At 70.9% G+C, this 12,627-nt stretch carries 12 protein-coding genes; 6 read left to right on the top strand and 6 right to left on the bottom strand.

The genetic code is table 11. The annotated features are described in order from the left end of the window. Positions 1-69 precede the first annotated feature (69 nt). The 4 genes from ACIRRH_RS14180 to ACIRRH_RS14165 all read left to right on the top strand — a co-directional run bounded on the left by ACIRRH_RS14180 (position 70) and on the right by ACIRRH_RS14165 (position 3,992). Positions 70-798, top strand: coding sequence for a gamma-glutamyl-gamma-aminobutyrate hydrolase family protein (locus ACIRRH_RS14180; protein ID WP_403066425.1), 729 nt, complete (start codon positions 70-72; stop codon positions 796-798). 194 nt (positions 799-992) lie between these two features. Then, positions 993-2,072 (top strand): cation diffusion facilitator family transporter, encoded by a 1,080-nt coding sequence (locus tag ACIRRH_RS14175; RefSeq protein ID WP_403066423.1) that lies wholly within the window; start codon positions 993-995, stop codon positions 2,070-2,072. A gap of 58 nt (positions 2,073-2,130) precedes the next feature. Further along, a complete protein-coding gene (locus ACIRRH_RS14170) occupies positions 2,131-3,033 on the top strand; it encodes a 5'-3' exonuclease H3TH domain-containing protein (protein ID WP_403066829.1) in 903 nt (300 codons plus the stop codon). Between the two features lie 158 nt (positions 3,034-3,191). Next, the gene (locus tag ACIRRH_RS14165; RefSeq protein ID WP_403066421.1) at positions 3,192-3,992 is read left to right on the top strand and encodes a hypothetical protein; all 801 of its coding nucleotides are present in this window, start codon (positions 3,192-3,194) and stop codon (positions 3,990-3,992) included. A gap of 33 nt (positions 3,993-4,025) precedes the next feature. Here ACIRRH_RS14165 and ACIRRH_RS14160 read toward each other — a convergent pair whose 3' ends face one another. Further along, positions 4,026-5,246, bottom strand: coding sequence for an RNA-guided endonuclease InsQ/TnpB family protein (locus tag ACIRRH_RS14160; protein ID WP_403066419.1), 1,221 nt, complete (start codon positions 5,244-5,246; stop codon positions 4,026-4,028). Between the two features lie 158 nt (positions 5,247-5,404). Here ACIRRH_RS14160 and ACIRRH_RS14155 point away from each other — a divergent pair, with 158 nt between their 5' ends. Then, positions 5,405-5,755: a winged helix-turn-helix domain-containing protein gene (locus tag ACIRRH_RS14155; protein WP_403066417.1), complete on the top strand. Its 351-nt coding sequence runs from the start codon at positions 5,405-5,407 to the stop codon at positions 5,753-5,755. A 76-nt stretch (positions 5,756-5,831) separates the two neighbouring features. On the opposite strand, the gene ACIRRH_RS14150 is transcribed toward ACIRRH_RS14155, so the two are convergent. The 4 genes from ACIRRH_RS14150 to ACIRRH_RS14135 are packed head-to-tail and all read right to left on the bottom strand — an operon-like array spanning position 5,832 to position 8,288. Continuing rightward, positions 5,832-6,386, bottom strand: a complete 555-nt coding sequence (locus ACIRRH_RS14150; protein WP_403066415.1) for a radical SAM protein — start codon at positions 6,384-6,386, stop codon at positions 5,832-5,834. Between the two features lie 18 nt (positions 6,387-6,404). Beyond that, positions 6,405-6,938: a class IV adenylate cyclase gene (locus ACIRRH_RS14145; RefSeq protein WP_403066413.1), complete on the bottom strand. Its 534-nt coding sequence runs from the start codon at positions 6,936-6,938 to the stop codon at positions 6,405-6,407. Continuing rightward, a complete protein-coding gene (locus tag ACIRRH_RS14140) occupies positions 6,925-7,533 on the bottom strand; it encodes a hypothetical protein (RefSeq protein WP_403066411.1) in 609 nt (202 codons plus the stop codon). Before ACIRRH_RS14140 ends, ACIRRH_RS14145 begins: the two co-directional genes overlap by 14 nt. Then, positions 7,524-8,288, bottom strand: a complete 765-nt coding sequence (locus ACIRRH_RS14135; protein ID WP_403066409.1) for a hypothetical protein — start codon at positions 8,286-8,288, stop codon at positions 7,524-7,526. The genes ACIRRH_RS14140 and ACIRRH_RS14135 overlap by 10 nt, the downstream gene beginning before the upstream one ends. A gap of 331 nt (positions 8,289-8,619) precedes the next feature. On the opposite strand from ACIRRH_RS14135, the gene ACIRRH_RS14130 reads away from it, so the two are divergent. Next, positions 8,620-9,330, top strand: coding sequence for an SAM-dependent methyltransferase (locus ACIRRH_RS14130; RefSeq protein WP_403066407.1), 711 nt, complete (start codon positions 8,620-8,622; stop codon positions 9,328-9,330). A 390-nt stretch (positions 9,331-9,720) separates the two neighbouring features. Here ACIRRH_RS14130 and ACIRRH_RS14125 read toward each other — a convergent pair whose 3' ends face one another. Continuing rightward, positions 9,721-12,576, bottom strand: coding sequence for a DEAD/DEAH box helicase (locus tag ACIRRH_RS14125; RefSeq protein WP_403066827.1), 2,856 nt, complete (start codon positions 12,574-12,576; stop codon positions 9,721-9,723). Positions 12,577-12,627: the final 51 nt, after the last annotated feature.

The following is a 12,627-nucleotide window of genomic DNA, read 5'->3' as shown; positions in this document are numbered from 1 at the left end:
GGCGGCCCGTGGCGCGCCGACGCGCGTGGCTGACGGTGGATCGCGCGGTTCGGGGGGAGAATGCGCGCCATGGATCGCAGGCCTTTGATCGGCGTCAGCACCTACCTGGTGGACGCGAGTTGGAGCGATTGGCGGGGCCGCCGGGTGGCCCTGCTGCCCGAGCGGTACACCGCGCAGGTCCGGGACTCCGGCGGGATCGCGGTCCTGCTGCCGCCCGACGCCCCGGAGCGCGCACCGGAGGTGCTGGCCCGGCTGGACGGCCTGGTGATCGCGGGCGGGCCGGACATCGACCCGGCGTACTACGGGGAGCCGGCCCATCCGGCGACCGAGGTGGACTCGCCGGAGCGGGACGCCTGGGAGGTCGCGCTGCTGCGGGCGGCGCTGGCGGCGGGCATGCCGCTGCTGGCGGTCTGCCGGGGGATGCAGATCCTGAACGTGGTGTGCGGCGGGACGCTGGTGCAGCACCTTCCGGACGTGGTGCCGGTGGACGTGCACGGCGGATCGCCCGGGCGCTACGGCTCGCACCTGGTGCGGCCGGTGCCGGGGACGCTGCTGGGCGGGCTGCTGCCGGAGAGCGAGCTGGAGGTGCCGACCTTCCACCACCAGGCCGTCGACCGGGTGGGGGCGGGCCTGCGGGTGAGCGCCCACGCGCCGGACGGGACGGTGGAGGCGGTGGAGGGCCCGGGGTTCGCGCTCGGGGTGCAGTGGCACCCGGAGCAGGGGGACGATCTGCGGCTGATGCGGGCCCTGGCCCGGGCCGCCACTGCGGCGACTCTCGACACGCTGGCGCTGGGGTAGCGCAACTGGGCGCGGGGGCAGGGGAGTTCGGGCCGACGGCCGGCTGCGGTGTGCGCCGGGTCCGGCCGCCCGGACGGGAACGACAACGGTCACCAGTACAACCTTTGGATCTTTGTCGATTCTGCGGTTCACTTCGGTTGCGGGCCGGTCGCGCCGCGCCCCCCTTCGCACCCGTGCGCCCAGAGAGGACTTCCATGGCCGGGCACGAGCATTCGCACGATGATCATGCGCATGACCACAAGCACTCGCACGGGAACGGCGGACGCGGCGGACACTCCCACGGGTCCGGCGGACACGGCGGACACTCGCACGGCGTCGCCGCCGACGCGGACCGCCGCTGGCTGCTCAGCGCCCTCGCCCTGATCGTCGTCTTCATGGCCGGCGAGGTCGTGGTCGGCTTCGCCGCCCAGTCCCTGGCGCTGATCTCGGACGCGGCGCACATGCTCACCGACGCCGCCTCGATCGTGCTCGCGCTGATCGCCATGCGGCTCGCCGCACGCCCGGCCCGGGGCGGCTACACCTACGGCCTCAAGCGCGCCGAGATCCTCTCCGCGCAGGCCAACGGGGTCACCCTGCTGGTGCTGTCGGCCTGGCTGGGCTACGAGGCGATCACCCGGCTGCTCGAACCGCCGGAGGTCACCGGCTCACTGGTGCTGATCACCGCGCTGGTCGGGATCGTGGTCAACCTCGCCGCCACCTGGTGCATGTCCAAGGCCAACCGCAGCTCGCTGAACGTCGAGGGCGCCTTCCAGCACGTGCTGACCGACCTGTACGCGTTCATCGCCACCGCCGTCGCCGGTGCGATCGTGCTGACCACCGGCTTCGCCCGGGCCGACGCGATCGCCTCGCTGATCGTCGTCGCACTGATGCTCAAGGCCGGCATCGCGCTGGTCCGGGACTCCGGGAGGATCTTCCTGGAGGCCGCCCCGGCCGGGATCGACCCGGACGCGGTGGCCGACCGGATGGTCACCGAGCCGATGGTCGAGGAGATCCACGACCTGCACATCTGGGAGATCACCTCCGGCCAGCCCGCCCTGTCCGCGCACATCCTGGTCACCCCCGGCGGCGACTGCCACGCCGTGCGCCGTTCGTTGCAGCGCCGGCTCTCGGACGAGTACGGCATCACCCACTCCACCCTCCAGGTCGACCACGTCGGCGAGGACGAGGCCGGTGCGCTGCTGCAGATCGCCGGGCCTGGCGATCCGGCCGTCGACGCCGAGCACTGCGCCGACGCGCACGGCCCGGTCCACCGCGCCGGACCGCACGAGCACTGACAACACCCGTCCGTCACCGCGGTGCGGCATGATGCTGATCGTGACCGCACCGCGACTGATGCTGCTCGACTCCGCCAGCCTGTACTTCCGGGCCTACTTCGGCGTACCGGACACCCTGCGCTCGCCGCAGGGTGAGCCGGTCAACGCCGTCCGCGGCCTGCTGGACTTCATCGCCCGGCTGGTCCACGACCACCGCCCCGAGGAACTCGTCGCCTGCATGGACGCCGACTGGCGCCCGCAGTGGCGGGTGGACCTCGTCCCCTCGTACAAGACCCACCGGGTCGCCGAGGCGGCCGAGGACGGCGAGGAGGAGGTGCCCGACACGCTGGCCCCGCAGGTCCCGGTGATCGAGCAGGTGCTGGACGCGCTCGGCATCGCCCGGGTCGGCTCCCCCGGCTACGAGGCGGACGACGTGATCGGCACCCTCACCGCCCGCGCCACCGGGCCGGTGCAGATCGTCACCGGCGACCGCGACCTCTTCCAGCTGGTGGACGACGCCCGCGGGATCACCGTGCTCTATCCGGTCAAGGGCATGGGCAACCTCCAGGTCACCGACGACGCGCTGCTGCTGGAGAAGTACGGCGTGCGCGGCGCCCGGTACGCCGACATGGCCGCCCTGCGCGGGGACCCGTCGGACGGCCTGCCCGGGGTCAAGGGCATCGGCGAGAAGACCGCCGCCCAGCTGATCAACGAGTACGGCGACCTCGCGGCCATCCGCGCCGCCGCCCTCGACCCCGGCTCCAAGCTCACCCCGGCCCGCCGCCGCAACATCGTCGAGGGCTCCGCCTACCTCGACGTCGCCCCCACGGTCGTCCGCGTCGCCGACGACGCCCCCCTGCCGGAGTTCGACCCGGCCCTCCCGCGCGAACCCCTCTACCCGATGACCCTGGAGGAACTCTCCACCCGCTGGGGCCTCGGCACCTCCCTCGACCGCCTCCTGGAGGCCCTCGCCACCCGCTGAGCCGCCGCAGGAGTAGGGGCCCGCACGTTCCTGGTGGAACGTGCGGGCCCTCGGCGTTCCCGGGGACCGCCGACCCCAAGTGCCCTTGACCGCAGCTCACTTTGCAATGCAAAGTTCATGGCACAGCAAAGCAATTGCGCATGACAAAGGGGTGGATCATGACGACAACGCACCGGGACGACCCGGCCGAACTCCTCGCCGCGACGGAAGGACTGCAGGCCCGGGCCCGGACGCGGCTGCGCGGGGCTGGAGTGCCGCTGCTCGGGTTCGGGCTGCTCGCTCTGGCCGCCGTACCGGTCTCCGGCCAGGCCTACAACTTCGGCGCCAACGGACGGTCCGTCGCCTCCTACCCGCTCTTCGCCTACGCGGAGTTCATCGGGCTCTGCGTACCGCACGCACCGGACGCCCCGTGCCTCGCCGGCGAGTTCGACGGCGCCGCCCTCCGCTTCCTGGCCTGGGGCGTCTGGTACGCCCTGCTCCCGATCGCCTGGCTGGCACTGGCCCGCTGGTACCGCCGGCGCGGCGAGGCCCGCGGGATCGTCCCTCGCCGCGTCGGCTGGCTCGCCACCGCGGTCGGTCTCGGCGTCCTGCTCACCGCCGTTCTGCTCGGCCTGCTGTTCGCCCGCAAGGTGCCGTTCGTGTTCGACCTGCTCACCAACACCTACGCCTCGCCCTGGTACACGGTCGGCATCGGCCTGATCGTCCTCGGGCTGACCGAACGCAGCCCCCTGGTGACCGCCGCCGGGCTCGTCCACACCGCGCTGCTCACCGCGTACCTCGCGGCGCCATGGGAGAGCGGCTGGCTGCCGTGGCTCGACCGGGGCGACGGCTGGACCGCCGGCCCGCAGCCGAAGGCCCTGCTGCTGGCCGCGGTCCTGCTCGCCACCGGGCTGGCGCAGTGGACGGCGGCCCGCCGCGCGCCCACGGCAACAACAACAACCCGTACGGTCACCTCTTGACTTCCTCCCCCTCCTGAAGGAGGGGGATTCCCCTCAGCCTCGCGGCTGAGCCGCTGCGCCTGAGCGCTGCGGTCGGGATGTTTCCTGCTTCACAGACCGCTGCCCGCTCGGAAGGTTCCGTTGAGGTCTTACGCCGTCTCCACAGGCTGCAACCGCCAGTCCGGCGGCCAGGATGTTCTTGGCTGCGTTGACGTCCCGGTCGTGGGTCGCCCCGCAGTCGCACGTCCATGTCCGGACGTTGAGCGGCATCCTGCCTTGCAGGGTGCCGCAGACGGAGCACAGTTTGGAGCTGGGGAACCACCGGTCGACGGTGATCAGCTCGCGGCCGTACCAGTCGGCCTTGTACTCCAGCATGGACCGCATCTCGGTCCAGGAGGCGTCCGAGATCGCTCGGGACAGCTTCCGGTTCTTGAGCATGTTCCGCACGGTCAGGTCCTCGATCACGATCGTTTGGTTCTCACGAACGAGTCGAGTGGTGAGCTTGTGCAGGAAGTCCCTGCGCCGGTCGGCGATCCGGGCGCAGGCCCGGCCAACCTTGAGCCGGGCCTTCGCCCGGTTGTTGGAGCCTTTGACCTTGCGCGCAAGAACGCGCTGCGCCCTGGCGAGGCGTTCGCGGTCCTTGCGTTCGTGGCGCGGGTTGGTGATCTTCTCTCCGGTGGAGAGCGTCGCCAAGCTGGTGATCCCGGCGTCGATCCCCACAGCGACGTTGACCGCCTCGGGCATCACGGGCCGGTCGTCGCACAGCAGGGAGACGAACCAGCGTCCGGCGGCGTCCTGCGACACCGTGACCGTGGTCGGAGTGCTGCCCTCGGGCAGCGGCCGGGACCACACGATGTCCAGCGGGTCGGCCATCTTCGCCAGCGTCAGCCGGCCGTCCCGGAACCGGAACGCGGAGCTGGTGTACTCGGCGGACTTCCGGGACTTCTTCCGGGACTTGAACGTCGGATACTTCGCCCGCTGCTGCCAGAAGTTGGTGAACGCCCCCTGCAAGTGCCGCAGTGCCTGCTGCAACGGAACCGACGACACCTCGCAGAGGTAGGCCAGCTCCTCGGACTTTTTCCACGCCGTGAGCATGGCGCTGGTGGCGTTGTAGTTGACCCGCTCCTGACGCAGCGTCCACGCCTCCGTGCGGGCCTGCAACGCCATGTTGTAGACCTTCCGCACGCATCCGAACGTGCGCGACAGCTCAGCCGCCTGCGCATCGGTCGGATAGAAGCGGTACTTGAACGCCCGCTTCACGTGGATGGCCGCCATGGATCACACACTAGCATCCATATTTGTGACCACCTGACGGGTTATCACCTGACGATATGTCGCGCCGCCTTGGCGGCGGTACGGCTTTCCCTCGCCCGCTACGCGGGCGATCCATTTCCTCCCCCAGCTAAAGCCGGGGATATCCATGGAGGACTCCGATGAGCGTTGCCGACGAAGCCGAGGAGCAGCACCCGACCCTGGCTCTGGACGACACCGTCCACCAGCGGGTCCGGCTGGGCATCCTGACCATCGCCCGCGAGGCCGACCGGGTCGAGTTCGGCTTCCTCAAGGAGCAACTGGGCGCCACCGACGGCAACCTGTCCCGCCACCTCAAGGTCCTGGAGGACTCCGGCCTCGTCACCGTCGCCAAGGGCTACGTCGGCCGCCGCCCCCGCACCTGGGTCACCCTCACCCCCCACGGCGCCGAGGCCCTCGACCGCGAACTGCGCGCCCTGCGCGCCCTCGTCCGGCGCCTCGACGCCGCCGGCCCCGGCCACACCCCGGAGTAGGAAGTCGGCCGGCCCGACTTCCTGCCCCAGGCCGCCCCTCACCCGGATCCAGCCAGTCGCGGTGTTCCTCTCCTCCTCAGAGCCGGGAACCCGAAGGGATCTGAAGGAGGGGCGGATGGAGTCGCATCCCGCACGGATGGTGCGGACCGGCAGACGCCGCGCCGACGCGTTCTCGCGCGTTGACCCGGTTGAGTCCGGCCGCCGAACACTGCGGCACCACCTGCCGACCGCGCTCCCCGTTGCTGGTCATTCCGACGCTCAGCCCCATGCCGGTGAGCGCCGCGACCAGCGCGGGCACCTCCGTGTGGAGAGTGGGTTCCCCTCCGGTGAGGTGGACCTCATCGGCGTCGAACGCCCTCGCCACGGTTCGCACCGCCCGGCGGAAGGCCATGTCCGGGGCCATCCTGGCGGCCAGGAAGCCGACCCCGTTCGTCTCGCTGTAGACCGACACCCGCCCGGTCCTGCCCGGGCCCGCGGCGAAGGGCAGCAGCGTGCGGCCCCGGTTGTCGGCGGTGACCGGTGTTCCCTCGTTGTGGCAGAACGTGCAGGCCAGCCCGCAGTCGTCGATCACCTTGATGCGGACGGTCCGGTCCCGGACGACCCGGACCGCCGGATGCTGGGTTGCTGACAAGGTTCGTCTCCTGTCACTTCACTCGAACGTGAGCCGGGGAATCGTCTCGATGTCGATCCCGTACCGGCGGTAGACCTTGGTCGTGTTCTCGCTCGTCAGCTCCTCCAGCGGGAGCTTGAGCGCGAGGGCGGTGGCGTGGACGTGCTCGGCGCTGATGCCCTCGATCTCCACGTACGGGGAGATCAACGGCCAGTGGTCGATCTCGACGGCCGCACCGCCCAGCGTCCAGGAGGACCGGCGGTTCTCCTGGTACGCCTTCGGGTGGTAGCCGAGCTTGCCGAGGAGCGTGTTCGTGGCGTCGAAGTCGCCGACGGTCGTCTCCGTCTCGGTCACGCCGTCGATCGCGTCGGAGTGGATCTCCTTGACGCACAGGGTGACCTCGGTACCGGTGTCACGCAGCCGGACCCACGCACCCGACCGGCCGGGGATGTCGTAGACGTAGCGGCGCTGGAAGCGGTCGCACCGGTGCTCGGCGCCGGCCTCGGTCAGGAGCGCACGCATCACTTCCGGATCGACGTTGAGGACCTTCGCCTCGAACTCAACTGCGGTCATGGAAAGTTGCCTTCCTCGATGCGGTAGGGACGTACGAGCGCACGATGTCGGCGATGCCGCGCGCCACCTCCTCGGGCGGACGACCGGTGCCGTCCACCGGCAGCAGGCCGAACGCCCGGTACACGCGGGCGCTCTCCGCCACGTTCGGTTCCTCACGCTGGTGCCAATAGGTCAGCGTCCCTTGTGCGGCCCGCCGATGAAGCCGCTCCTGGCGCACCTGTTCGTCCACTTCCAGGAGGATCGGCACGTCCGGAACCAGCGCTTGGTCCGGATACTCCGGCGCGCAGTCGTGCCCCATCGCCCTGTGTGTGGCAGTGGTGCGCGGGAAGTAGGACTCGACCACCACCGTTCGGCCGGTCTCGATGAGCGCCCGGACCGTCTCGGACTTGATGTGGTTGGCCATCATCCACCAGTGGAACCGTGCCGACAGGATGCCCGTGGCGTCGACTTCCGCACGCAAGCGGGGGAACGTCGGCAATGTCCCGTCCGTGAGGTGAACGCCGTTGACGAGGGCTGCGACCAGCGGGGCGACGGTGGTCTTCCCGCTCGCGCTGAGACCGTCGAGGGTGATGAAGAGTCCTCGGGTCACGTCCATGTGAACTCCATTCGTGGCCCCCAGCTCCACGGGGCCGGGTAGGCGCCGCGCAGGCATTTGACCCGATGAGCGGCCTCCTGGCGGATGTTGGTGTCGAGGTGGGCGCGGCGCACCGTGTCCATCACCGCGGTAAGTACGACCACGTCACAGACGGTCTGGTATCCCGACCAGGCGCCGATGTAGGGGTGGTCCGGGAGCCGGTCCTCCCGCTCGTACGAGATGTACGTGTCGGCATAGGTCCGGTGGTCCTCGCGCGGGCCGATGAGCAGCTCGGAGCGCCAGCGGGCGGCGACCAGGTCCCACTCCCGGTGGCCGCGCTGAAGCGGGCGGCGCAGCAGAATCCCGACGTGAACGCCGTCGTCATGGCAGGGGACCATGCCGAGGGCACCGAGGACGACGGCATCCGGTGTCGGCCAGTCGAGGTAGTCCCACTCCTCACGCAGCTGGGCCGCGCGCTCGCGCAGGAACCGGCGGGCGGCCTCGTTCAACGGAGCATCGTCCAGACCATCCAGCAGCCCGGCGAACGGATCGTGCTCCCTGAGCCACGGCGCCGACCCGGGATCGACCCGGTGCGCGAGGGCGGTCGCCCATGCGGACAGAGACGTGTCGAGGCTCCGCTGCCCCGGATGCTGCCAGAAGGCGACGGCCCGGCCTTCGGCAGCCGCGCGGGCGTCGGTGTAGTAGGGGGAAGTGACAGCGACCCGGTTCCGCTTCAGCAGCTGCGCGCTCCTGATGAGTGCCCACGCCTCATCCACGTCCGGGTGCACGATGGCGAGCGCACGCGAGGCGGGCAGCGACCACAGCTGGTCGGGCTGTCACTGACCAGCTCGGCCCGCCCAGCGTCGTCGCCAGTGAACACGCAGGCCTGCGTCAGCACCTCGAAGGACGCCGCGACGTCCAACCTACGGGCCGGGGCGGTGGTCTTGAGCAGCGTTCTGGTGCGCGGTCCGATGCTCACGGTGTAGTCCTCGGATACGAATTGGACGGATGGACAGGACGGGAGATCGGTCCGGCGCTGCCCGCCGGACGCCCGGACGGCCTGCCGCCAGCAGGCCGGTGCCAGGGATCCCGTATGGCGATGTCCGAGTGCAGCGCCCCGATCCGCCGGCCGATCTGCTCGACCATGACGGCCGCCAGCCGTACCGGACCGGGCAGCTCGATCTCGGCCCAGATCTCTTTGCCGCCCTCGGGAAGGTTCTCGACACCGAAGCGGGACGCGACCCCCATCACCAGCCTCAGGCCGCGGCCACAGGTCGCCTCGTCGCTCGCCGACCGGTACTCGGGCCTGCCGCCGCCCGGGTCGGTCACGTGGGTGATGTCTTCAGCGTGGAAGCGCTCGGGCGCGTTGTGGGAGGCCGAACGGAACCGACCGACGACTACTGGGGAGGGACGCGCGCCATCATCCGGCTCGACGGCGACAGGTTCCCGCTCGACGCGACGAAGGGGCTGGAGGAGTTCTCCCACCTCGACGTGATCTTCCGGTTCCACAGGACCGACCCGACCGACCTGAACTTCGGTGCGCGCCGTCCCCGGGACAACCCGGACTGGCCCGAGGTCGGCGTGTTCGGCCACCGGAACATGCGGCGCATCAACTGGCTCGGGTCCTCCCGCTGCCGCCTCCTCAAGGTCGACGGCCTGGACCTGCACGTCGAGGACCTGGACGCCATCGACGGCACGCCGGTCCTCGAAGTGAAGCCCTGGTTCGAGGAGTTCGGCCCGCGCGGAGAGGTGCATCAACCCGCATGGACGACGGAGATGCTCCGCGACTACTTCGCCCCGGCGCCGCCCACGGCCTGACCCTCGGCATCGTTCGTTTCGGCTGCCTCTTCTCCACGAGAAATCGGCCTGACCGACTTCCCGTGCGACCGCTCTCGATTCCGTTGCCGCTTCGGGCCCCGCCGAAGCGGCAACGGCCAGGAACCGCGCTTCTGTCGTCACTGTGCCTCTGCCCCTGCCGATGGCAGGGGCAGAGGCATTTCTTCTGCGCAGGAAGCCGGCCGGGCCGATTTCCTGCGCAACACCGTGAAGGACAAGACGGGGAGGCGGAGCCGAAGCCGCACAGGGGGTGGGGGTGGGGAAGCAGCATGGCCGGAGGCCTGGCGCTTCCCCACCCCTTCATCTTCATCGTTGGGAAGCGAAGGGGCCCGCACGTTCGACGCGAACGTGCGGGCCCCTTCGGGTGTCCGGCTAGCCCACCGAGGAGTAGGCGATGATGCCGCGGCGGAGGCCGTCGACGGCCTTGCGGGCGGTCCTGCGGAGTTCGACGTCCTCGCCGGCGGCGTCCTGGATCTGGCCCAGGACGTCGATCAGCTGCTTGGTCCAGCGGACGAAGTCGCCAGCCGGCATGTCGGCGTCGCGCAGCACCTGGTCGAGGTTGTGGCCGAGCGCCCAGCGGTAGGCGACCCAGGCGAAGCCGAGGTCGGGCTCGCGCTGGCCGACGCCCTCGGCGGTGTTGATCCGGTGCTGCTCCTCCAGGGCGTCCAGGTGGCCCCAGATCCGGACCATCTTGCCGAGCGCCTCCTTGGCCGCACCCTCCGGCACCCGGGGGGCGCCGGCGTCGTCGGACTGGCGGGCCTCGTACACCAGCGCCGAGGCGCAGGCGGCGAGTTCGGCGGCGGCCAGGCCGTTCCAGACGCCCTCGCGGATGCACTCGGAGGCGAGCAGGTCGAGCTCGCCGTAGAGCCGGCCGAGCCGCTTGCCGTCGTCGGTGACGGTGTCCCCGCTCAGGTAGCCGAGGTCGGTGAGCAGTGCGCAGACCCGGTCGAAGGTGCGGGCGATGGTGTGGGTGCGCGAGCGCATCCGGCGTTCCAGCAGCTCGGTGTCGCGGTGCAGCCGGTGGTAGCGCTCGGCCCAGCGGGCGTGGTCCTCGCGGTCGGAGCAGCCGTGGCAGGGGTGCCGGCGCAGCTCGGTGCGCAGCCGGGTGATCTCCGGGTCGTCGGCGGCGGCCGCGCGGCCGCGCCGGAAGCGCTCGGGCTCCAGGTGGCCGGCCTTGGTGCGCAGTGCCGAGGCGAGGTCACGCCGGGACTGCGGGCTGCGCGGGTTGAAGGACTTGGGGATGCGCACGCGCTCGATCGCGGCGACCGGGTGCGGGAAGTCGATCATGGCGAGCCGCTTGACCTGCCGCTCGGCGGTGAGCACCACCGGGCGCGGGCCGTCCTGGAAGTCGGGGTGGCGCGGGCCGCCCCGGCCGGAACGGTTGACCGGCGGCAGGCCCGGGTCGAGGACCAGGGCGAGGCCGGCGAACTTCCCGGTGGGGACGTGGATGACGTCGCCCGGCTTGAGCTGCTCGATGGACTCGACGGCGGCCGCGCGGCGCTGGCTGCTGCCCTCGCGGGCGAGCTCGTTCTCGCGGTCCTTGAGCTTGCGGCGCAGCTCCATGTACTCGTCGAAGTCCCCGAGGTGGCAGGTCATCGACTCGCGGTAGCCCTCCAGCCCCTCCTCGTTGCGCTGCACCTGGCGGGCGATGCCGACCACCGAGCGGTCCGCCTGGAACTGGGCGAAGGAGGTCTCCAGCAGCTCGCGCGAGCGGTGCCGGCCGAACTGGGAGACCAGGTTGACGGCCATGTTGTAGGAGGGCCGGAAGCTGGACTTGAGCGGGTAGGTGCGGGTGCCGGCCAGGCCGGCCAGCGCCTCCGGGTCGAGGCCGCGCTGCCAGAGCACCACGGCGTGGCCCTCGACGTCGATGCCGCGCCGCCCGGCCCGGCCGGTGAGCTGGGTGTACTCGCCGGGGGTGATGTCGGCGTGGGTCTCGCCGTTCCACTTGACCAGCTTCTCCATGACCACCGAGCGGGCGGGCATGTTGATGCCGAGCGCCAGGGTCTCGGTCGCGAAGACGGCCTTGACCAGGCCCTTCACGAAGAGCTCCTCGACCACCTCCTTGAACCGGGGCAGCATCCCGGCGTGGTGGGCGGCTATGCCGCGCTCCAGCCCGTCCAGCCACTCGAAGTAGCCGAGGACGTGCAGGTCCTCGTCCGGGATGTCGGCGCAGCGCTCCTCGACGATCGCCCGGACCTGGGCGCGCTCGGAGTCCTTGTTGAGCCGCAGGCCGGAGCTGAGGCACTGCTGGACGGCGGCCTCGCAGCCGGCCCGGCTGAAGATGAAGGTGATCGCGGGCAGCAGGCCCTCGGCGTCGAGCCGGTCGATGACGTCCACCCGGCCCGGCGTCCAGACCCGGCCGGGACGGCCGTTGGGCATCGAGCGGCCCCGGCCGCGGCCGAAGCGGTCGCGCGGGTTGCGGTCGAGCTCGGAGCGGGCGAGCCGGACCAGCTCGGGGTTGACGGCCTTGCCGGGGTTCTTCAGGTTGTTCTTGGGGCGGCCGTCCCGGTCTGGGTCGGCGAACAGGTCGTACATCCGGTTGCCGGCCATCACGTGCTGCCACAGCGGCACGGGGCGGGTCTCGGAGACGATCACCTTGGTGCCGCCGCGCACGGTGTCCAGCCAGTCGCCGAACTCCTCGGCGTTGGAGACGGTCGCGGAGAGCGAGACGAGGGTGACCGACTCGGGGAGGTGGATGATGACCTCCTCCCAGACGGCGCCGCGGAAGCGGTCGGCGAGGTAGTGCACCTCGTCCATCACGACGTAGCCGAGGCCGTCGAGGGTGCTGGAGCCCGCGTAGAGCATGTTGCGCAGCACCTCGGTGGTCATGACCACCACGGGCGCGTCGCCGTTGACGCTGTTGTCACCGGTGAGCAGACCGACCTTGGCGGCGCCGTAGCGCTTGACCAGGTCCCCGTACTTCTGGTTGGAGAGCGCCTTGATCGGCGTGGTGTAGAAGCACTTGCGGCCCGCGGCCAGGGCCAGGTGCACGGCGAACTCGCCGACGATGGTCTTCCCGGAGCCGGTGGGGGCGGCGACCAGCACGCCGGATCCGGCCTCCAGCGTCTCGCAGGCCTCCAGCTGGAAGTCGTCCAGCGGGAAGTCGTACAGCTGCTGGAAGCCGTACAGCGCGGTGGCCTGCTCCTGGGCCCGGCGACGGCTGGCCGCGTACGCCTCGGCGGGGCTGAGCTCCCGGTCGTCCCGGAGCTCTGGATCGGGGGTGTTCATCGCCGTCCGGATGTGGTTGGTGTGATCTCGCATCTCAGCGAGAGGTTACCC

The organism is Kitasatospora sp. NPDC101235 (assembly GCF_044767505.1).
Classification (GTDB): domain Bacteria; phylum Actinomycetota; class Actinomycetes; order Streptomycetales; family Streptomycetaceae; genus Kitasatospora.
This window is presented reverse-complemented; position numbering and strand designations above follow the sequence as displayed.